The following is a 21494-nucleotide window of genomic DNA, read 5'->3' on the forward strand; positions in this document are numbered from 1 at the left end:
GGGTGAGGGTGTCAGGCGCCAAGTTATGTCGGCGCGCCATGTCGCCGGCACTTGGCGTCGGCCTGTTCCAATGCACCATTCTGGATGGTGGCGTACCCTGGATGGTTTACAGGTATGGCCAGCCCGCCATCGGTTTTCCACAATTGACACAATCCCGGACTATTCAGTACATTAACACCTGAACCGGTACGGCCCGTACCGTACCGGTCCCTGATCAATAGGCTGGCGTCATAAACACCAGCATCAATACGATCAGGATAAGTAGAAATACGATCTGTTTCATCGTACACTCCTTATCAGATTGGCCCGGCTTCGGTCGGGCCTTTTACCGTCTGCTGCTCATCAGCACTGTGGCAAAAGCGCCTGGCGCCTGCCACGGCGATATTTTCTGCAAATCCATGTTCTTGCAGTCAGCCGTTGCGTCGTATTTATCTGCCTCGTTTTCTACGGAGGCAGCCTGTTCCCGTTTGCAGTCCTTAACGGCAATCACCGTGCCCATGCACGCCGTGTCGTTGCGCCGGGCTGCCTTTTATCTACTGCTATCAGGGTTTTTCAGGCCTTCGCAGTCAAATTGTCATAAAATGATTTCCGGTCGCTGAGTTAACCGACAACTTGCGGGGCGACAGCTGAATACACGGTGCACATGCCAGGCTTGGCGTGGGGTCGTGTTCAGATACATTCCGCTAAAGCGTCGCGCCAGTATTAATCCCATTCGGTGCTGCGTGTTCTTTTTAAGAATGTCGGTTTTGTTTTGACACTATTAATTGGACGCAACATGGCCCACAACGATTTTCTCTTTACTTCCGAATCCGTTTCCGAAGGTCACCCCGATAAGGTTGCTGACCAGATTTCCGACGCCATTCTTGATGCGCTGCTAGAGCAGGACCCCCAGTCCCGCGTGGCTGCCGAAACCCTATGCAATACCGGTCTGGTTGTCCTGGCCGGAGAAATCAGCACCAAAGCCAACATCGACTATATTCAGATCGCGCGCGATACGATCAAGCGCATTGGCTATGACAATACCGAATATGGTATTGACTACAAGGGTTGCGCCGTCCTGGTCGCCTATGACAAGCAGTCTCCGGACATTGCCCAGGGCGTTGATCGCAGCGAAGAAGATATTCTGAACCAGGGCGCTGGAGATCAGGGCCTGATGTTTGGTTTCGCGTGCGACGAAACCCCGGATCTCATGCCTGCACCCATCTGGTATGCCCACCGTCTGGTGCAGCGTCAGAGCGAACTGCGCAAGGATGGCCGGCTGCCCTGGCTGCGTCCCGATGCTAAATCCCAGGTCACATTCCGCTATGTCGACGGTAAGCCGGTAGAGGTCCATACCGTTGTGCTCTCTACCCAGCACGCCCCGGACATTTCTCAGGAAGCGATCCGCGAAGCGGTCATCGAAGACATCATCAAGCCGACTTTCGCCGAAGGCCTGATCACGTCCGATACCAAGTTCCTGATCAACCCGACGGGCAAGTTCATTATTGGCGGCCCCCAGGGCGATTGCGGCCTGACCGGACGCAAGATCATTGTCGATACCTATGGCGGTGCCTGCCCGCACGGCGGTGGCGCGTTTTCAGGCAAGGATCCGTCCAAGGTTGACCGTTCTGCTGCCTATGCGGCACGTTATGTGGCCAAGAATATTGTTGCTGCTGGCCTGGCGCGCCAGTGCCAGATTCAGGTCAGCTACGCCATCGGTGTGGCCGAGCCGATCAACATTACCGTGTACACGGAAGGCACCGGCGTCATCCCTGACGACGACATTGCCAAACTGGTACGCGAGCATTTTGACCTGCGTCCGCGCGGTATCGTGCAGATGCTGGATCTGCTGCGTCCGATCTATGCCAAATCTGCCGCCTATGGGCACTTTGGCCGCTCGGAGCCCGAGTTCAGCTGGGAAGCGCTGGACAAGGCGGCGGTTCTGAAAAAAGCCATCGCTTAAGGTATAATCGTCGTGTCCTGAGGGGCGTTGCGACATGACTTACCCGTCATGCCAGGCTCAGGATACGATCAGGTAACGAACCGCGCTCATCATATACTGCGTTGCTGGTCTATGGTGAGACGTAACTCACAGTCGGCATCGCAGTATGTTTCAGGATGAAAACTATGACTGCTGATTATAAAATTGCCGATATTGCACTGGCCGACTGGGGCCGGCGTGAACTATCTATTGCCGAAACCGAAATGCCGGGCCTGATGGCCACGCGCGAAGAGTTCGCCAAATCCCAACCACTCAAGGGCGCCCGCATTGCCGGCAGCCTGCACATGACCATCCAGACCGGTGTGCTGATCGAAACGCTCACAGCGCTGGGTGCCGAGGTCCGTTGGGCTTCCTGCAATATTTTCTCTACCCAGGATCACGCTGCGGCTGCCATTGCTGCCAGTGGCGTACCGGTGTTTGCCATCAAGGGCGAAACGCTGGCCGATTACTGGGAATATACACACCGCATTTTCGACTGGCCGGGTGAACAGGCCAATATGATCCTGGACGATGGCGGCGACGCCACCACCCTGTTGCATCTGGGCGCCAAAGCGGAAAAAGACATTTCCGTGCTGGATAATCCGGGCAGCGAAGAGGAAACGGTGCTGTTTGCCGCCATTCGCGAGCGCCTGGCCAAAGATGCCACCTGGTACTCCACAAGGCTGGCCAATATCATTGGTGTTACCGAAGAGACCACGACCGGCGTGCATCGCCTGTATCAGATGGCACAGAAGGGTGAATTGCATATCCCTGCCATCAATGTCAACGACTCTGTGACCAAATCCAAATTCGATAATCTGTATGGCTGCCGTGAGTCGCTGGTCGATGGCATCAAGCGCGCGACCGACGTGATGGTTGCCGGCAAGATTGCGGTTGTGGCTGGCTTTGGCGATGTGGGCAAGGGTTGCGCCCAGGCGCTATCGGCTCTGCGCGCCCAGGTATGGGTCACCGAAATCGATCCGATCTGCGCCCTGCAGGCATCCATGGAAGGCTACAAAGTGGTCACCATGGAAGAGGCGGCCGACAAGGCGGATATCTTTGTTACGGCTACCGGCAACTACCATGTGATTACACGTGATCATATGGAACGCATGAAAAACGAAGCCATCGTCTGCAATATTGGTCACTTTGACAATGAGATTGATGTGGCTGCCGTTGAAGATTTGCAGTGGGAAGAAATCAAGCCGCAGGTTGACCATATTATTTTCCCCGACGGCAAACGTATTATTCTGCTGGCCAAGGGACGCCTGGTCAATCTGGGTTGCGCTACCGGTCATCCGTCATTTGTGATGTCTGCCTCGTTTACCAATCAGACTATTGCGCAGATCGAATTGTTTACCCGTACCGAACAGTACAAGAAAGGCCAGGTGTACGTGCTGCCCAAGCATCTTGATGAGAAGGTGGCGCGCCTGCATCTGAAAAAACTGGGTGTGAACCTGACTACGCTGTCGCAGAAACAGGCCGATTACATCAGCGTGCCTGCGCAGGGACCATTCAAGCCCGATCATTATCGCTATTGATCCATCGCAGCGGGCTGCTGTCGGCTCGCGCGATCATCACAAATGTGATTATTGCATATGTGATGATTTTGCCGACAGCAGTCCGTTCTGCGGTTGATAGCCGCAGCTTGCCGCGGTGTGGTAACTCTCGATCATTGTGCTGCTGTTCAACTGTCATGCAAGGTGTTGCAGCGGGATGGATGCACAATGGCAGCGTGAGCTTGGGCGCACGTTGTTCTGGTGTTGGTGTTCTTTTGGTGTTGGTGTTTTATTAGGGAATTTAAAGGAGAAGTGATATGACATTGCTGTTAACCTGGGTTCTGCAAGCGCTGGCCCTCATGATTGTTGCCTATATTCTGCCTGGCATTACTGTAACCAGCTTTGTATCTGCGCTTATCGCAGCTGTCATTCTGGGGCTGGTCAATACGGTGATTTATCCCATTCTTGCCATTCTCACTCTGCCCATTACCATTGTTACGCTGGGGCTTTTCCTGCTGGTGCTTAACGTGCTGATGTTCTGGCTGGCCGGATCGGTATTCAATGGTTTCAAGGTGGATGGTTTCTGGTGGGCCGTGATTGGCGCCGTGCTGTATTCCATTATTTCTGCAATTTTGCTGAGTATTCTGAATTAACGTTATGAGTTCTTTTTCCGACGAGGCATTCAGCCTGGAGTTTTTCCCGCCGCGCGATCAGGCATCGCGCGAGCGGCTGGTAGGCACCGCCAAGCAGTTGATGGCAATGCACCCTCGTTATATTAGTGTGACTTTCGGGGCAGGCGGCTCGACCCGGGATGGAACGGCCGAGACCGTTTCCATGTTCTCGCAACTCGGTTGCGAGGCTGCCCCGCACCTTTCCTGTATTGGCGCCAGCAGAGCATCGCTGATTCAATTGCTGGACCAGTACAAGGCCAACGGCATTCGACGTATTGTGGCGTTGCGCGGCGATCTGCCTTCGGGCATGGGCGGCAATGATTCAGAGTTGCCATACGCCTCTGAGCTGGTCAGGCTTATTCGTGAACATTCGGGTGACTGGTTTCATGTCGAAGTGGCCGCGTATCCGGAAGTGCATCCACAGGCCGATAGCCCCGAGCATGACCTGAATAATTTTGTCACCAAGGTCAATGCCGGTGCAAACAGTGCGATCACGCAGTATTTTTTCAATGCCGATGCTTATTTCGATTTTGTTGATCGTGCCGTGCAGCGTGGCGTGAGTATTCCGATCGTGCCTGGAATTATGCCCATTACCAACCATACGCAGCTGCTGCGGTTTTCGCAAATGTGCGGAGCCGAAGTGCCGCGCTGGATTCGCCTGCGCCTGGCGCAATTTGGCGATGACAAGGCGTCCATTCGTGCCTTTGGCGCCGATGTGGTTACGCAATTGTGTCAGAAGCTGATTGACGGTGGCGTGCCGGGCATTCATTTTTACACGCTCAATAATGCCGAAGCCACGCTGGCGATCTGGAAAAATCTGCGCTATTAGAGTGCGTGAAACGGCAGTGGCCTGGCCGGTGCCGTTCATGCAGCAGTGTCTGGAGCAGCGACGGTAAAGCGTCTTGCACGCTCCTGTGCGCTGCCACTGATCTGTGATGAATGAAGCATAAACTCATGATCTAACAAACCCATGAGTAAAGAAGGTCCGGTCGCTGCCGGGCCTTTTTTTGTTTGGCAGCAGTCATGACGAGCAAAGCTCGGTGCCGCTTGCCGGAGCACATCTGTGATGGGTTGCTCGGCATGTCCGGCAGGCAGGGGCACCGTCCCCGCAGGTCCGGGTGCGACTTAATCCGCGCCGTTTCTGGCTGGTACGATCCAGCCGCCAGGGGTCACAATCGCGTCCAGCTGCATATCATGGGCTGCGGGCAGATAGGATCCGTCGATCAGCCCTTCCTCCCAGCCGATGCCTACGCTCACCGCATTGTGGCCTTGTTGCGCCAGTGCGTGCAGCGTACGGTCATAGTATCCTTTGCCATAGCCCAGCCGATGCCCGTCACGTGTATAACCGAGCGTGGGTACAAGAATCAGGGATGGCAGTATTGCCGGTGTATCCACTTGCGGTTCTGGAATATTAAACGCGCCGCGCCGCAAGGGGGTATCGGGCGACCAGCGATAAAAGTGCAGTGGCGCGTCCCGCTGTTCAATGACCGGCAGACTGATGTCGTGGCCGAGCGTATGCAAATCATGCAGCAGCGAAATCATGTCGGGTTCTTCCCGTATGGGCCAGAAACCGGCGATGGAACCGATGGTTGTGCGATCCGGCAAGCGGCAATCTTGATGGCTGCCTTGCAGCCAGTCCAAAATATGCTGTTTTATTTGTACACTTAGCATCTGGCGACGCGAGTCGGGGATGGCCGATCTGGCCGCAAGCAGGGATTGACGCAAAGTCGGGGTATCGGCGGATGTCATGACCTGTGACGATATAGAATGTAGTACAAAGCATGACTATAACAGGACAGCATATGCAACAGCAGGCAGGAGCAAAAAGCGGGTTCAACAAAGGTGTTGCAGGCAGTCTGCGTCGACGGTCAGTGCAAGCCATCTGGGGGGTGCTCGGTTCGGGCGTGCTGCTGGCCGGCTGCGCCGAATCGGTACAAAATACCCAGGCTGCCAGGCAGTCGTTTACGCCACAGAATCTGGCGGTGACCTCATCGGCAGTCATTTACGGACAGGCGCCGCGTGCGGTGCCGCAGACGGCACGCTCGGCGGTGGTGTCGGCCCGGGAGGCCATGCAGCGTCGTCAGTGGGAGGCGCTGCCCGGTTACGCAGAGCAGGCCCGGGATGATCATGAGCTGGGTAGCTATCCCATGTACTGGTACCTGCGCCAGTTGTTGAGCGACCCAGCGCAGCCGGTGCCCACGCAGCAGATCTATGCCTTTTTGCAGCAGAACAAGAATCCCTATCTGGAAAACAGGCTGAAATCGGACTGGATCCTGACATCGGCCAAGCGGGGAGACTTTGATACGGTGCGGCGTATTGGTACGGTGGCCAGCCGGACTTCGGAAGTCGATTGCGCCATCCTGCAGGCACGCTTTCTTGGCAATGGGCAGGTCTCTGCCGCACAGGCGCTGGATGTATTCAAGCCGGGCGATGCCTGCTGGAACATGCTGGGGCAACTGACGGCGGCCAAGATCATTACCCATGAACATCTGGAACCGTTGCTGCGCGATGCCGTCGAATATGATAGCAAGGACAGTGCTCGCCGCTATGCGGCGCTGGCGTTCTCACCGGCCGGGCTGTCTTCCTATGATGCGCTCATGGCCAACCCGATGGGCTGGCTGGCAACCCAGAACGGTTCGGCCAATGGCGAACTGCAGCAGTTGCGGGCACTGGCCTTCAGTCGCCTGGCGCGGCAGGACAGAGATGGCGGGGCGGTGTTTCTGGAAACGCAGGGTGGCGCATTGCTGAACGAGCGCAATCGTCAATGGGCCTGGACGCAGTTCGGCCTGATCGCCGCGCTGAATCTGGAGGCCCGGGCTGACGGCTGGTATCGCAAGGCTGGCCAGGGTTTTCGTCTGAGCGACTACAACAATGCCTGGCGCACCCGCATGGCGCTGCGCCAGCCCACCATTGACTGGAAATGGGTAGAGCAGACCATCCGCATGATGGGACCCGAGCAGCAGAAAGAACCGGTCTGGGTTTACTGGTATGGCCGCGCCCGTGCGGGGCAGGGCGACACCAGCGGCGCCTCCAGCGCCTGGCATTCTATTTTGTATGATCACGGCTTTTATGGGCAACTTGCGACCGAGGCATTGGGAAACAAGATTTCCGTTCCAGCGCAGCCAGCAGAACCCAGTGCTGCCGAAATCAACAAAATGATGACGCACGAAGGCTTGCAGCGCGCCATTGCCTTGTTCCGCCTGGGCTGGCGCCCGGAAGCGGTGGGTGAATGGAATTTTGCGATTCGTGGTATGAACGATCGCGAGCTGATGGCGGCAGCAGAATGGGCCTTGCGCGAGCAGGTTTATGATCGCGCCATCAATACGTCCATGTTGACCAAAAACGATTTCAATTTCCGCCAGCGTTACCTGGCCCCGTTCGAAGGGCGGGTCAGTCAGCAGGCACGTGCTGTGGGCGTAGACCCTGCCTGGGTGTACGGTCTGATCCGCCAGGAATCGCGTTTTGTGACGGTTGCCCGATCATCGGTCGGCGCGGCCGGGCTGATGCAGGTCATGCCGGGAACGGCGCAACTGGTGGCGCGCAAGCTGGGTCTGAGTTATTCTGCTGCGAGCGCACACGATTTTGACACCAACACGTTGTTGGGAACATCCTATTTGAAGATGATTCTGGATGACCTGAACGGCTCCGAGGTGCTGGCCACTGCCGGCTACAATGCCGGGCCGAACCGCGCCAAGCGCTGGCGTGATTCGCTTAGCCAGCCACTGGAAGGCGCGATTTTTGCGGAAACCATTCCCTTTACGGAAACTCGCCTTTATGTGAAATATGTCATGTCCAATGCGACCTGGTACGATGCCCAGTTCAGCGGCCGACCGCAATCGCTTGTGAATCGGCTGGGACAGGTGAGACCCTGATGTCCGTTACTGACGGCCTTGATGTGTATGTGGTGGGCGGCGCCGTACGCGACCAGTTGCTGGGGCTGCCGCAGGGTGATCGGGACTGGGTCGTGGTGGGTGCCAGTCCGCAGGAAATGGTTCGGCGCGGGTTTCAGCCGGTAGGCGACGACTTCCCGGTTTTTCTGCATCCGCAGACCAAAGAGGAATATGCGCTGGCGCGTACCGAAAGAAAAGCGGGACGTGGCTACAAGGGTTTCACCTTTCATACCGGTCCGGAAGTGACCCTCGAAGAGGACTTGAAGCGCCGCGACCTGACCATCAATGCCATGGCGCTGCGTACCGATGGCACGCTGGTCGATCCCCTGCGTGGTCGCGAGGACCTTGAACGCCGTGTGTTCCGGCATGCCAGCCAAGCGTTTGCCGAAGATCCGGTGCGCATATTGCGCGTGGCGCGATTTGCTGCGCGATTCACAGAATTCACACTGGCCGGCGATACGCTACAGCTGTGTCGGGACATGGTCGGCAGCGGTGAGATAGACGCGCTGGTGCCCGAGCGGGTCTGGAAAGAAGTCTCGCGCGGGCTCATGAACGAAAAGCCGTCGCGCATGTTTACTGTTTTGCAGGATACCAATGCGCTCGCTATCGTGATGCCGCAATTGCACTGGAATACAGAGGTGGCGCAGGCGACCGATTTGTCGGCCGCCAGGATCCTGTCGCTGCCTTCCCGCTACGCGGTGGCGCTGTCGCAGACTCATGAGCATGCCTCCCTGAGCGCGCACCTTAAAGTGCCTGCGGAATGTGCTGATTATGCCCGCCTGACGCAGGTGCTATCGGAACGCTTTGATATGTTGCCATTGCCGCCGAGTCCCACAGCGCAGGCGCACTTGTTGAACCGGGCCCAATATGTGCTGGAAACACTGGAAGTGACGGACAGTTTGCGAAAGCCGGCGAGATTTCGCGATTTGCTGGGTGTGGTGCTATGTACCCGACATTTTGTAGCGGAAAATCTGCTGTCGGAAATGACGCGCATTGAATCCTGGCATGAAATACTGGATTGTTATTTGCGGGTGGATGCGGGTGCGATCGCCCGGCAGACCGAGGGGGGCGCCAACGCGATCAAAGTGGCGGTGCGCTCGGCAAGACTGGACGCCATTGTGGCCTGCCTGGAGAAAATTGCACCTGGCTAGGCCCGGATCCTGTTGCGCTGAGCCCTTTTTGCGCTAGTGATAAGTGCGGTTATTTCAATTGTAATATCAGGGACTGCTCATTCCGTCCCAGCGGGTGACCGAACCGGTATCGATGCCAAATAGATCCAGGGCCCGTCCGACACTATGGTCTACCATTGCCTGGATGCTTTCCGGGCGCGCATAAAAGGCCGGGACCGGCGGCATGACGATGGCGCCCATTTCGGTTACTGCTACCATGTTGCGCAAATGGCCCAAGTGCAGCGGCGTTTCCCGGACCATAAGCACCAGCTTGCGTCTTTCCTTGAGCACCACATCTGCAGCACGGGTCAGCAGGGACGAGGTGACGCCGCTGGCAATTTCCGAGAGGGTACGAATGGAGCAAGGCGCAATGAGCATGCCGCAGGTTTTGAAGGAGCCACTGGATATGGTGGCCCCTACATCCTGGATCGCATGCACCACCGTAGCCCGATCAGCCAGTTCACCGGGATGCATTTGCAGCTCTTGTGACAAGGTCAGGCTGGCCGAGCGGCTCATGACCAAATGGGTTTCGAAGCCGGCCTGGGCAAGCAGCTCAAGTGCACGGACACCATAAATGGCGCCAGAGGCGCCGGTGATACCGACAATAATACGCGCAGGCGTGGGAGCGGAGCTTGGCATGGGCAGATGGCTGTTTCGGTGAGAGTGAATGGGCTGGCTGATATTGGCAGCCTTGCCGGGGCAAAACCCCCGGCTTGAAGGGGTATTATACCCGCAGGGGCTCAAAGCGACGCGGGCCGGCGGTTTGTGGTTAACAGGACGGCGCAAGCCCGGCGGTATGGGTAACTGGTATGCAGGCCAGTTGGTATTTCGGGCAGGCGTGGCAGGCAACAGGGAGCACAAATGGATCAGGATAAAAGCGCAGCGGATCATTGGCAGTTTTCGCTGGCCGTTTATACCCGTGATGGCGTGGCCGAGCACTGTCTCGCGCTGCAACACAGGCTGGGACTGGATGTTAATGTCCTGTTGCTGATGTTGTGGGCGGCCAGGCAGTGGGGTGATGCACCTACGGCAGAGCAGATTGCCGATGCCGATGGCAGGATCCGTGCGTGGCGGCACGAGATTGTTATCCCCTTGCGTCAGTTGCGCGGGCGGCTCAAGAGCGGACCTTTGCCGGCGCCCGATGCAATGACAGATGTGTTAAGGCAAGACATCAAGCGTCTGGAACTGGATGCCGAGCGCATGGAGCAGGAGGTGCTGGCGCGATGGGTGAGGGAGCAGACGCAGGCGAACACTGCAGCAGCGCATGGCGCTGTGGTTCAGGAGAAGATGGTGGTGTCGCAGGCACCGGACGATGTGTGGTCCGACGCTGTCACGCAAGAAGGGTTTTCTGCAACACACGGCTCGCAAGCAGTGCTGGCCGATACGGCAGAGAACGCCCGGCAACTGGCCGTACTGGAGCAGACTGCCGTAAGGGTGGTTGCTCACTATGAGGCACAGAATGATGGGGTAGCGCAGTCTGCTGCTGTCAAAAGAGGCGCGGCGGGACTTGTGGCCGACGAGCACACTGCGGCGGACCCGTGGCTGGCGTTGCAACATGCGCACCAGGTCGTGCTGGCTGCCGTGGCTGTGTTTGCATCAGCCTGAAGGTGACGCGGGCACCTGCTGCTGCAAGAATAACAGTATTGTCGTTATATCCTTGCTGCAGCAAGAAGGTCTGGCGATTGGGATCAGAACCAGGATGTGGTGGATACGCCCTGACCATCGTTCAGGCGAATGGCGCCCATGACGATGCGATAGATGTACCATACGGTAACCGCGATAAGCACGATCCAGCCGATCAGGATGATCATCAGCAAAAAGCCTGCAATCGCGCCGATCAGACCGATCCAGAACGTACGAATCAGGTATTGCATATGGTCGGCATAGACCGTATTGGCGAACTCGCCCCGTTTGGCGTAGGCCATGATGACGCCCACCACTGAAAACAGCCCGGTAAATAGCCCCAATGCGTACATTGCATAGGTAATCCAGGTGAAATTGCGGGCGGCGTTATCCGGCGCGGGAACCGGTGTCTGGCTCTGGCTGGTTTCTTCGTTCATTGCAGTATCCCCTTGGGTTCAGTCGTCATAGCCACTTTAAGTCTAGCCACTGTAAACTTTAAGTAATAACCACTTTAATATAGATTGCCAGTTTAATAAACCGATATTGCATTCGTGTAAAAATGTAGCAGACTGGTATTTGGCAACGAAGTGTTTGCTTCCAGGCAGTGGATACTGTAGACTCGCGCGGCGTGTGCTGCAATATGCCCCTTTTGCCAGAGTTACTCGGATCAGGGGCGATTGAGTCTATTCTGGCATCGCCCTATCTCTTATCCTTCCTACTATATGGACTATAACAATGAAAAAATTCGACCTTGAAAAAGCCAAAGCGCAAAAAACAGTGGGAAAAATGAAACAGGAAGGTGTGCCGGGTCAATTCGGCGGCGCTGCCGATGCCGCGCTTGATCGCCGTGCTCAGCGCAAACTGGACCAGGCCCAGGGGCTGGTCTCTTTTCCGGTCAAACTCAGGCAGGATGTGATCGACCAGATTCGTGAGCGCGCTGTACAGCAGGACAAAAGCACCAACGACATTATCGGGCAATTGCTGGAACAGGCGCTCAAGGGCTGACGGCTAAGCTGTTACCTGAGGCGTAGCATCCGACTATCTTTTGCACTGCCGGCGCAAATCCGTGCAAAGTTCCATGTTTTGTACCCGGCGCACGCTTTCATGGCATGCGCCTGCCAGCCGACTCACCCGAAAAAAAGGGCGGGTGGCTCCCCCAGTAGTCATAGCCGGCTGGTCAGGGTTCGATATAACCGGGGTCATCTTCCGGCTTGTGTCTTTCATACTGTTCGTGCGATTGAGGCTTGATAAACAGCGTTGCAACCTCTGGGTGGGCCTTGCGGATCTTGCTCTCAAGTGCAATGACGATCGCTTCCAGTTCCGGCACGCGCAGCTCATCGGCAAATTCCAGGCTCATTGCAACCGTGATCTGCTGCGGCGCTGTCTGCACCGTGATCAATCCATTGACGCGTGCTACGCCGGCAGTGCTTTCGGCCAGCGTTACGATAGAATCGCGAATGTCGGCGCCGGCAGCTTCGCCTATCAGTAACCCCTTGGTTTCACGCGCCACCAGCAGTGCAGTCAGCGCCAGGGTAAGGCCGATCAATATCGATGCAACGCCATCGAGCGCCGGATTATCCAGCGCCACAGACAGGTAGACGCCGGCAAAGGCGATGAGCAGCCCCAGCAGGGCCGCCGAATCCTCCAGCAATACGATGAATGTAGGTGGGTCTTTGCTATGGACGATCATGCGGAACAGCTCGGAGTAAGGGCGATTGCCCCTGAATTTTCTCAGGGTAAAGAGCCAGGAGAAGCCTTCGAACAGGAAAGCTAATGCCAGAACGATGTAGGTGACATGAGGTGATTCGATCGGGTGCGGTTCGCGGATGTGGATGATGCCCTCATAGACCGAGACACCGGCGCCGAAGGTCAGAATCAGCAGGCCGACAACGAAACTCCAGAAGTAGACTTCGCGGCCATAGCCGATCGGGTGATCTTTGTCAGGCCGGTTGCGGCTGCGATGGACACCGTACAGCAGCAGGATTTCATTGGTGCAGTCGACCACCGAGTGCACACCCTCGCTGAGCATGGCCGAACTGCCAGTAATGGCGGCAGCGATAAATTTGCTGATGGCCACCAGAATATTGCCCGCCAGGGCAATATAAATGACCATATTCGATGCGTGATCCGTTTGCGGCGTGCTTCGGGTCATTGGGTGTCCCCCCTGTGTATCGCGCATTTTTCCGCTGCGCAGTTTCGGTTTGCTGTCGCAATGGCAGGACGATTTGCCACCAACACACTTTATACCATTGATGCCAATTCAGCCCGGACCGGGAAAGGGTCATCCCTGGCGTGCCAGGTGGCGCTGCACTCGTGCTACCAGGCGAGGCGCGCTTGCGTTGCCAACGCCACTCTTGTTGCTCATCTGTCGTGCGCTGGCGCCGCCAAGGCAGCGGTTGTTCGGCCAAACACATCCGTCCCGACAGTTCACACGATCTGATCCTCCAGCAGGTCCAATGGCGCACCCGCGCCGCCTCCCCGGGTCATGGCGTCTGTCCGCTAACCACAGGACAGTGCCGTGCGTTCACATGCGTTCAGAGGCGATGGCGGCGATCACCCGTGGCAAATCCGGTCAGATCCATATCCACATTTTTGCCGATGGCCAGCACCTTGAACAGTTCTCCCATTTCGGCTTCTGACAGCAGTTTTTGCACGGGGCCGATTTCGCGTGCGTAGCGTGCCGTGTCGTCGGGATCCAGGTCGCTTAGCATCTGCAGCAGTCCGCAGTTGAGCAGAAAGCGGGCCTGCGAGGTGTAGCCGAGCACTTCCAGGTCTGCGGCCAGCGCTGCATCGGCCATGGCGGTAAAGTCTACGTGCGCGGTAATGTCCTGGATTCCGGGAAAATGCAGCACCTGACTGTGCGCATGATGCAGCAAATGGCACATGAGCGTGCCCTGGTTGCGTTGTGGGTGATAGTACTCGTGCTGAGGAAAGCCATAGTCGATCAGCAGGGCGATGCCTTGATCCAGCCACTGTCCCAGGCCCGATACCCAGGATTCGCCTTGCAGGTTTATTTCGGATCGATAGCCGGGCAGTGCAGGCATGCGCGCCCGTACTGCCTGCTCCAGCAGGGCGCTGGCAGGAACGCGCAGAAAGTCAAAATGTGATGGGGCCTGGGTATCCGCGTCTACATGCGGATCTGCTTGCGGGTCCGCGGCCGCTGATGCTTCACTTGGTTTGTTTATGACGTGCAGCTCATAGACATTGCCATCCTCGCCCCATTCGAACAGCGAGACGGGCATTGCATCGAGCACTTCATTGGCAATGACGCAGCCGGTAAAGCCCGATGGCAGGCTGTGCAGCCATTGCACACTGTCCCCGAAAGGGGCAAGCCGTTGTCGTTGCCGTTGCGTCAGGTCGGGTGAAATATCAAGAATGTAATATTGTAGCTGGGGAAATTCGGGCAGCAGGGCCTGCAATATATGCTCGGCAAGCGCGCCCGAGCCGGCGCCAAATTCCAGAATATGAGGGGTGCCGATATGGGTGAGGATGGGGCTGATTTGCCTGGCCAGGCTGCGGCCAAACCACGGTGTCAGTTCCGGTGCCGTGACAAAGTCGCCTTGCAGTGCGGTGCCTGCGGCAGCGGCTGTATCGCCGAATTTGAGGGGGGCACCGGCATAATAGCCGGTTTGAGGGTCGTACAGCGCTGCATGCATCCAGCGCGCGAAGGACAGCCCCTGGGGGCCGGCTTCATGAATAAGCCCGGCAAGCTTGTGCCGGGCGTTTTCGCTATAGCGCTGCGCTGCTTCCTGGATTTGGGGCAGCGCAGGGCCAGTTGGGTCTGCACGCATATCTTTCCAACGTTACTTCGGGAAAGATCATTATAAAGGCTTACGCCCAGGTGCGTGATGAACTCGGTTTCTTTTTGCTGCGAGCAAAAGCGGGCTTGTCTGAACGTGCGGGACGATCGCCACCGAAGCCACCGTCGGAACGGGTGCTTGGGCGAGGCTTGCGGGCCGGTGCAGGAGCGAACTCGGTGCGTGGCTTGCGTGGTGCCGGTGCTGCGTCGGCTTTGACAAAACCGCTTTTTTCGGTACGCGGACGATCAGATGAAAACGGATTGCGTGACAGCGAAGTGGCTGCACGGTCAATCAGCGATTCACGAGGTGCGTCATAAGAGCGTGCCGGACGAGCGCGCTCGGAACGGCCTTCGGCAGAACGTGAATCTTCACGGGCGCCGTAAGAAGGTGCGCTGCCGCCTTTGCGATGACCAAAACCGGTGCGGGCTTGATCTTTTTCGCGCGAACCGCCACCTGGGCGACCCTGGCGTGAACTATTTGGCTTGCCGCCACGACCCTTACCGCCGCCAGCACCGCGACCACTCTCGGCGGACTTGACCGGCTCCAGGCCAGCAATCACTTCGGCAGGCATAGGCTGGCCGGTGAATTGTTCGATACGGCGGATTTTATGACGTTCGCCATGGGTGGCCAGTGTAAATGCCTGACCGTTGCGACCGGCACGGCCGGTACGACCGATACGGTGAACGTAGTCTTCAGCCTGCATGGGCAGGTCGAAGTTGATGGCATGGCTGATGCCTTGCACGTCAATACCGCGGGCGGCAACATCGGTTGCAACCAGCACGCGCAGGCGACCTTTTTGCAGCATACCCAGTGTGCGTGTACGCTGACGCTGATTCATATCGCCATGCAGGGCAGAAGCGGCAAAACCTTCATCTTCCAGGCGTTCGGCCAGTGCATCGGCGCCCCGTTTGGTAGAAGTAAAGACAATGGCCTGATCCATGGAAGCATCACGCAGCAGGTGACCCAGCAGGCGCAGTTTGTGGCCGCTGTCATCTGCGTAAAGCAGGGTTTGGGTAATATTGGCGTGTTTCTGTTTCTGTCCGGCGATATCGATACGCAGCGGATTGTTCAGCATGTCAGCGGCCAGACGGGCAACAGTGCCTTCGAACGTGGCAGAGAACATCAGTGTCTGACGATCACCTGGTGTTTGCGCAACAATGCTTTCGATGTCTTCGATGAAGCCCATATCCAGCATGCGGTCGGCTTCGTCCAGCACCAGCGTGTGAACGCGTGACAGATTGACGCGACGTGCGTTCAGGTGGTCAATAAGACGACCGGGGGTGGCAACCAGCACGTCAACACGACGCGACAGCGCTTTAATCTGTGCGCCGTAAGGCATGCCGCCCACTACAGTGGCGATACGCAGATCGTCAATGCCAACGCCGTATGATTTGGTGGCTTCTGCAACCTGCAGGGCCAGTTCGCGGGTTGGCGTCAGGACCAATACTTGTACGCCCACGCCTTTGTTGCCAGGCATGCCGGCAATACGGTGCAAAGAGGGCAGCATGAATGCCGCGGTTTTGCCGCTGCCAGTTTGTGCAGAGACGATCAGATCCTTGCCTTCGAGGGCTTTGGGGATCGCTTCGGTTTGCACAGGAGTGGGCTGAGTGAAGCCGGCCTTGTTCAGGGCAGCAAGAAGAATGGGTGATAGACCCAGAGAATCAAATGACATTTGTAATCCTAAGTAGGTGTCAGGCAAGCCTGTTCATCAGGAGCGCAGATGGCCGTTGATTCCGGTTGTGATGCTGGACGATTGCATAAGCAACCCCAGGCCGCACGATGGGCAGGCCATCGGCAAACAGGACAAAACGACAATTCTGTCACGCAGCAAAGTCTTGCTGATATGCACAATGCACATCTGCACTTTACTGATCAGGATGAACAAACGAATGGGAAAATAGCCAGACGAATCGTTGATCGGAGCATCGAGCCGACCGGATCAACCGTTGCATGACAGAGGAAATACGCATGCGGGTCTGGAGGTAGGAGCGATGACGGCTTTTGATTAATAAGCCAGGCAGCAAAAATAAAGAGAATTTGCTGCAAAGAAAATGATTATATAAGTGTTTTCCCTAGAATGCAAGCATTATTATTGCAATATCCATACCGCCGTGTTGTGTATACGGTAAAACCACGTATTCGGCACTATCGTTTTAGTCACACAGTCGCAGCGCCGGCGCAGATCGTCACAGGCTAAGGGCTTTGCGGGCCCGGGCGCCGTCAGGTTCATCCATCCGTGATGCGTTGCAGGGTTTGCTCAAAGCGGGTCTGCTCTGGCACTGTACCTGCCACTTCATCAAACAGGGCGGTAAACGATTGCGTGATGTCCTGGTGGTAGGCGGGCAGCAGCTGCCGGATATGCGCGTTTCTGCGGGCGGTCTCATGGCTGCCGTCTGGCGCATCTGCCGCCTCGCGCGGCATGCCCCAGATCGGGTTGGGAAAATGTTTATCGTCGGCAAAGCGGGCAATGATGTGCCAGTGCACATGGGGAACCATATTGCCCAATTGCGCCAGATTGATTTTATCGGGCTGAAAATGGCGCCTTTGCAGGGCTTCTACGAGATACACGGCGCTCATCAGGCCGCTACGCTCGGCCTGATTCAGGTCGGTCATTTCCTGTGCATGGCGATTGAGGATCACTCGCGTAAATGCCGGGTAATCGGCCTCCTGCGCATCGATGACGCGCAGGAATGCGTTGCGAAACAGCACGGCTCCGCCATCGCCATGACACAACGGGCACTCAGTAGGCGCGGTCACTGCTGCGGTTCTCCCAAAAAAAATCGTATAGGTGAATCAATGATTCACGATAAATGATTCAAGTGTGATGCCTGGATCGGTTTCCCGCATGAACGCTTCGCCGATCAGAAACCCATAGACACCATTTTCATGCATGCTGCGTACGTCTTCGGACGAGTGGATGCCGCTTTCGGTAATGACAAAGCGACCCTCGGGAATATGCGGGAGCAGGTCCAGCGTGGTCTGCAGCGTGGTCTCGAAGGTTCGCAGATTGCGGTTATTGATGCCGATCAGAGACGATTTCATCTCCAGGGCGATATCCAGTTCGGCTCGGTCGTGCACTTCGATCAGGACATCCATGTCCAGTTCCTGCGCAACCGCTTCCATTTCCTTGAGCTGGTCGGGCGGCAAAGCGGCGACGATCAGCAGGATGCAGTCGGCACCCAGTGCACGGGCATTGATGATCTGGTACGGGTCGATCATGAAGTCTTTGCGTAGAACCGGTAGCGGGCAGGCGGCGCGCGCCTGGCGCAGGTAATCGCTGGACCCCTGGAAAAACTGCACGTCGGTCAGTACCGACAGGCAGGTCGCGCCATGTGCGGCATAGGTGTGGGCGATTTCGGCGGGGTTGAAATTGGGCCGGATCACGCCCTTTGATGGCGACGCTTTTTTGACTTCTGCGATGACAGCTGTTTTTTTCTGTCTGATTTTTTCGCGCAGCGCATTGGCAAAACCGCGAACATCCTTGCGCGCCTGAGCTTCGCGCAGCAGATCTGCTTCGCTGCGAAACTGGCGCTGCATGGCGACTTCTTCTTTTTTTACGCTGAGAATCTGTTCAAGAATATCGTTCATGTCGTGAGCTTCCTGGTATAGGCACGGAATGTCTCTAATTTATCACGTGCAGCCCCGGATTGGATCAGTTCGCGTGCTTTATTGATCCCATCCTGCATGGTGGCGGCCTGATTGCCTGCGTAGAGTGCCAGACCGGCATTGAGCACGACGATATCGCGGGCTGTACCCGCTTCATTGTTCAGTGCGCTCATGACCAGATCACGTGACTCTTCTTTGTTACTGACCGTAATATTGCGAATGGAGACCATCTGCATGCCGAAGTCTTCCGGATGAATCTCGTATTCGCTGACTTTGCCGTCCTTGAGCTCGCCCACCAGTGTAGCTGCGCCCAGCGAGGCTTCGTCCAGATTGTCCTTGCCGTGCACGATCAGCACGTGCTTGGAGCCCAGTTGCTGTAGTACACGCACCTGGATGCCGACCAGATCCGGGTGAAAAACCCCCATGAGCTGGTTGCCGGCTTTGGCCGGGTTGGTCAGGGGCCCCAGGATATTGAATATGGTGCGTACGGCCAGCATTTTGCGTATCTCGGCGACGTTTTTCATGCTGCCATGATGCGCCGGCGCGAACATGAAGCCGATGCCGGTTTGTTCCACGCATTCGGCAACCTGTTCTGGCGAGAGCATGACATTGATGCCCAGCGCTTCCAGGACATCGGCGCTGCCCGACGAGGAAGACGAGCTGCGGTTGCCATGCTTGGCAATGCGCACCCCGCCGGCTGCCGCCACGAACATGGCGGTGGTGGAAATATTGAAGGTATGGCTCGCATCTCCGCCGGTGCCGCACATATCCAGCAGATTATCGGGGTCGCTGATGCTGACCGGCGTGGCAAATTCGCGCATGACGGTGGCGGCTGCGGTAATTTCGCCGATGGTCTCTTTTTTGACGCGCAATCCCATGAGCAGGGCGCTGGCAATGGGCGGCGGCACTTCGCCGCGCATCAGCTGGCGCATCAGGTACAGCATTTCGTCATGAAAGATTTCTCGGTGTTCAATACAGCGCGTCAGGGCATCTGTGTAGGAAATGCTCATGGTTCAATGTCCAGAAAGTTTTGCAACAGGGCATGGCCGTGTTCGCTGAGAATGGATTCAGGATGGTACTGTACGCCATAAACGGGCAGGCTGGTATGCTCCACCGCCATGATTTCCCCATCGGCGGTTTCTGCCGTAATGCGCAGGCAGGCGGGCAATGAATCGCGTTCGATGGCCAGTGAATGGTAGCGGGTCACGGTATGGGGTGAAGGAATGTCGCGAAACAGTACTGATCCATCATGGGTAATTTCCGAAGTCTTGCCGTGCATGATCTGCTTGGCACGGATGATTTTACCGCCGAATGCGGCGCCGATGGACTGGTGTCCCAGGCACACGCCCAGGACCGGAATCTTTCCTGCGAAGTGTTGGATCAGTTCAACCGATACACCGGCCTGGGCAGGCGAGCAGGGGCCGGGCGAGACACAAAGCCGTTCGGGGTTGAGCGCGGCAATTTGTGCGACTGTCATCTGGTCGTTACGTACCACATGGACGTCCAGGCCCAGTTCGCCAAAATATTGCACCAGATTGTAGGTAAACGAATCGTAATTATCGAGCATGAGCAGCATGACAGTTCCTCAGATGGGTTGATCCAGACCGTATTGCACCTGTTCGGCGGCGCGCAGCACCGCGCGGGCCTTGGCCTCGGTTTCCTGCCATTCTTTTTCAGGGTCGGAATCGGCCACGATGCCGGCTGCGGCCTGCACATAGAGCATGCCGTTTTTGATGACGCCAGTGCGGATCGCGATGGCCACATCCATTGTGCCGTTGTAACTCAGATAGCCGGCGGCGCCGCCATAGATGCCGCGTCGCACGGGTTCCAGTTCATCGATCAGTTCCATGGCGCGCACTTTGGGCGCACCGGTAAGGGTGCCTGCGGGAAAGCTGGCGCGCAGCACATCGATGGCATCCATGCCAGGCTTGAGGATACCCTTGACGTTCGATACCAGATGCATCACGTGTGAATAGCGTTCAATGGCCATCTGGTCGCTCACTTGCACCGAGCCGGTTTCGGCCACACGGCCCACATCGTTGCGAGCCAGGTCAATCAGCATGACGTGTTCGGCGATTTCCTTGGGATCGGCGCGCAATTCATCGGCCAGCGCGGCATCTTCTTCCGGTGTTTCGCCGCGCTTGCGCGTGCCGGCCAGCGGACGGATGGTGATGGCCGTTTTCTCTTCGGCGTTTTCAGTGAAAGTTTCCTGGCGTACCAGGATTTCCGGTGATGAACCCACGACATGAAAGTCGCCGAAGTTCCAGAAATACATGTAGGGGGAGGGGTTCAGGGAGCGCAGGGCGCGGTATAGGGATAATGGCGAATCCCGGAATGGCTTGGCAATAACCTGTCCGACCTGGACCTGCATCAAATCGCCCGCGGCGATATATTCCTTGGCCTTGAGCACAGCCTTCAAATAGTCTTCTTTCTTGAAGTCGCGGATTTCTGTCGTTTGCAGACTGGGCAGGCTGTAGGGAATTTCAACCGGATGGCGCAGGCGGGCGCGCAGTTCAAGCAGTCGTTTCTGGGCCTTGCTGTAGCTTTCGGGCTCGTTCGGATCGGCGTAGATCATGAGGTAGGTGCGGCCGATCACATTGTCGACAATGACCAGTTCATCGACCTGCATCAGCATGATATCGGGTACGCCTTCCTTCTGGCCATGAGGAAAGGGTTTGACGTTGGGGCCCAGGGACGGTTCGATGTGGCGAATGGTGTCGTAGCCGAAATAGCCCGCCAGGCCGCCGGCAAAGCGGGGGATGCCAGGGCGCAGGGCCACCTTGATGCGTTTTTTGAATTCCTGAATGAAGGTCAGCGGGTCGCCCCGATAGGTTTCGGTCACTTGGCCGTTGGTCAACACTTCGGTCAGATCGCCCGTGGCACGGATGACTGTTTTGGCTGGCAGGCCGATAAAGGAATAGCGGCCGAACTGCTCGCCCCCGACCACCGATTCAAGCAGGCAAGTCATGCGACCGGCTTCTTTGCCGGTGTGGGCCAGTTTCAGGTAGATGCCAAGCGTGGTATCAAGATCGGCGTAGGTTTCCTTGATGATCGGGATGCGGTTGAAACCCTGTGCTGCGAGTGCATTAAATTCAATTTCAGTCATCATGACGGTCTCTGTTTGTGTTTTCCTGAATGACCGGGCAGATACAAAAATACCCGGTCCTGTTTTAAGGGATTACCGGGTATTGTGCGTACTGACTACAATTTTCGGATGCGGAAAAAAAGCGGCATCCGGAACAGTCTATTGAGTGACACTCCCGGCAAACGAACGCC

21 protein-coding genes and 1 riboswitch are annotated in these 21494 nt (G+C 56.8%); of the genes, 9 read left to right on the plus strand and 12 right to left on the minus strand.

Going from position 1 to position 21494, the window contains the following annotated elements; translation table 11 throughout:
- Positions 1–23: 23 nt before the first annotated feature.
- A complete protein-coding gene (locus EV681_RS03325; protein WP_128395938.1) occupies positions 24–290 on the minus strand; it encodes a hypothetical protein in 267 nt (88 codons plus the stop codon).
- Between the two features lie 485 nt (positions 291–775).
- On the opposite strand from EV681_RS03325, the gene metK reads away from it, so the two are divergent.
- The 4 genes from metK (at position 776) to metF (ending at position 4959) form a co-directional block, all read left to right on the plus strand.
- Positions 776–1942 (plus strand): methionine adenosyltransferase, encoded by a 1167-nt coding sequence (gene metK, locus EV681_RS03330; RefSeq protein ID WP_128395939.1) that lies wholly within the window; start codon positions 776–778, stop codon positions 1940–1942.
- A gap of 13 nt (positions 1943–1955) precedes the next feature.
- Positions 1956–2037: riboswitch (S-adenosyl-L-homocysteine riboswitch) on the plus strand.
- 69 nt (positions 2038–2106) lie between these two features.
- Positions 2107–3501: an adenosylhomocysteinase gene (ahcY, locus tag EV681_RS03335; RefSeq protein WP_128395940.1), complete on the plus strand. Its 1395-nt coding sequence runs from the start codon at positions 2107–2109 to the stop codon at positions 3499–3501.
- A gap of 275 nt (positions 3502–3776) precedes the next feature.
- Complete coding sequence (locus tag EV681_RS03340) at positions 3777–4112, plus strand: phage holin family protein (RefSeq protein ID WP_014749358.1); 336 nt, start codon at positions 3777–3779, stop codon at positions 4110–4112.
- Between the two features lie 4 nt (positions 4113–4116).
- Entirely contained in the window at positions 4117–4959 is an 843-nt protein-coding gene (gene metF / locus EV681_RS03345) for a methylenetetrahydrofolate reductase [NAD(P)H] (RefSeq protein WP_128395941.1), read from the plus strand.
- Positions 4960–5255: 296 nt separating this feature from the next.
- On the opposite strand, the gene EV681_RS03350 is transcribed toward metF, so the two are convergent.
- The gene (locus EV681_RS03350; RefSeq protein ID WP_128395942.1) at positions 5256–5879 is read right to left on the minus strand and encodes a 5-formyltetrahydrofolate cyclo-ligase; all 624 of its coding nucleotides are present in this window, start codon (positions 5877–5879) and stop codon (positions 5256–5258) included.
- A gap of 53 nt (positions 5880–5932) precedes the next feature.
- Here EV681_RS03350 and EV681_RS03355 point away from each other — a divergent pair, with 53 nt between their 5' ends.
- Positions 5933–8002 carry a lytic transglycosylase domain-containing protein gene (locus tag EV681_RS03355; protein ID WP_128395943.1) on the plus strand — a complete coding sequence of 690 codons (2070 nt, stop codon included), beginning with the start codon at positions 5933–5935 and terminating at the stop codon, positions 8000–8002.
- On the plus strand, positions 8002–9171 hold the full coding sequence (locus EV681_RS03360) for a tRNA nucleotidyltransferase/poly(A) polymerase-related protein (protein WP_128395944.1): 1170 nt from the start codon (positions 8002–8004) through the stop codon (positions 9169–9171). Before EV681_RS03355 ends, EV681_RS03360 begins: the two co-directional genes overlap by 1 nt.
- A 66-nt stretch (positions 9172–9237) precedes the next feature.
- On the opposite strand, the gene EV681_RS03365 is transcribed toward EV681_RS03360, so the two are convergent.
- Positions 9238–9828, minus strand: coding sequence for a UbiX family flavin prenyltransferase (locus tag EV681_RS03365; protein WP_128395945.1), 591 nt, complete (start codon positions 9826–9828; stop codon positions 9238–9240).
- Between the two features lie 222 nt (positions 9829–10050).
- On the opposite strand from EV681_RS03365, the gene EV681_RS03370 reads away from it, so the two are divergent.
- Complete coding sequence (locus EV681_RS03370) at positions 10051–10794, plus strand: TIGR02444 family protein (RefSeq protein WP_128395946.1); 744 nt, start codon at positions 10051–10053, stop codon at positions 10792–10794.
- 83 nt (positions 10795–10877) lie between these two features.
- Here the strand turns inward: EV681_RS03370 and EV681_RS03375 are convergent, their stop codons facing one another.
- Positions 10878–11249 carry a DUF4870 family protein gene (locus EV681_RS03375; protein ID WP_014749365.1) on the minus strand — a complete coding sequence of 124 codons (372 nt, stop codon included), beginning with the start codon at positions 11247–11249 and terminating at the stop codon, positions 10878–10880.
- Positions 11250–11547: 298 nt separating this feature from the next.
- Between EV681_RS03375 and EV681_RS03380 the strand changes: the two genes are divergently transcribed.
- Positions 11548–11817, plus strand: a complete 270-nt coding sequence (locus tag EV681_RS03380) for a hypothetical protein (RefSeq protein WP_128395947.1) — start codon at positions 11548–11550, stop codon at positions 11815–11817.
- 172 nt (positions 11818–11989) lie between these two features.
- On the opposite strand, the gene EV681_RS03385 is transcribed toward EV681_RS03380, so the two are convergent.
- From EV681_RS03385 to EV681_RS03395, 3 genes are all read right to left on the minus strand, one after another.
- A complete protein-coding gene (locus EV681_RS03385) occupies positions 11990–12964 on the minus strand; it encodes a cation diffusion facilitator family transporter (protein ID WP_128395948.1) in 975 nt (324 codons plus the stop codon).
- A gap of 382 nt (positions 12965–13346) precedes the next feature.
- Positions 13347–14603, minus strand: a complete 1257-nt coding sequence (locus EV681_RS03390) for a class I SAM-dependent methyltransferase (protein ID WP_128395949.1) — start codon at positions 14601–14603, stop codon at positions 13347–13349.
- Positions 14604–14643: 40 nt separating this feature from the next.
- A complete protein-coding gene (locus EV681_RS03395) occupies positions 14644–16284 on the minus strand; it encodes a DEAD/DEAH box helicase (RefSeq protein WP_128395950.1) in 1641 nt (546 codons plus the stop codon).
- 48 nt (positions 16285–16332) lie between these two features.
- On the opposite strand from EV681_RS03395, the gene EV681_RS03400 reads away from it, so the two are divergent.
- Positions 16333–16566, plus strand: coding sequence for a hypothetical protein (locus EV681_RS03400; RefSeq protein ID WP_128395951.1), 234 nt, complete (start codon positions 16333–16335; stop codon positions 16564–16566).
- A gap of 272 nt (positions 16567–16838) precedes the next feature.
- Here the strand turns inward: EV681_RS03400 and EV681_RS03405 are convergent, their stop codons facing one another.
- The 5 genes from EV681_RS03405 to trpE are packed head-to-tail and all read right to left on the minus strand — an operon-like array spanning position 16839 to position 21324.
- Positions 16839–17369: an HIT family protein gene (locus EV681_RS03405; RefSeq protein WP_130303284.1), complete on the minus strand. Its 531-nt coding sequence runs from the start codon at positions 17367–17369 to the stop codon at positions 16839–16841.
- Positions 17370–17405: 36 nt separating this feature from the next.
- Positions 17406–18200, minus strand: a complete 795-nt coding sequence (gene trpC, locus EV681_RS03410; RefSeq protein WP_128395953.1) for an indole-3-glycerol phosphate synthase TrpC — start codon at positions 18198–18200, stop codon at positions 17406–17408.
- Positions 18197–19228: an anthranilate phosphoribosyltransferase gene (gene trpD, locus EV681_RS03415; protein WP_128395954.1), complete on the minus strand. Its 1032-nt coding sequence runs from the start codon at positions 19226–19228 to the stop codon at positions 18197–18199. Before trpD ends, trpC begins: the two co-directional genes overlap by 4 nt.
- Complete coding sequence (locus EV681_RS03420; RefSeq protein WP_128395955.1) at positions 19225–19794, minus strand: anthranilate synthase component II; 570 nt, start codon at positions 19792–19794, stop codon at positions 19225–19227. The genes trpD and EV681_RS03420 overlap by 4 nt, the downstream gene beginning before the upstream one ends.
- A 9-nt stretch (positions 19795–19803) precedes the next feature.
- The gene (gene trpE, locus EV681_RS03425; protein ID WP_128396124.1) at positions 19804–21324 is read right to left on the minus strand and encodes an anthranilate synthase component I; all 1521 of its coding nucleotides are present in this window, start codon (positions 21322–21324) and stop codon (positions 19804–19806) included.
- Positions 21325–21494: the final 170 nt, after the last annotated feature.

Origin of the sequence: Advenella incenata (genome assembly GCF_004217095.1) — a bacterium.
In the GTDB taxonomy this organism is placed as follows: Bacteria; Pseudomonadota; Gammaproteobacteria; order Burkholderiales; family Burkholderiaceae_B; genus Advenella; species Advenella incenata.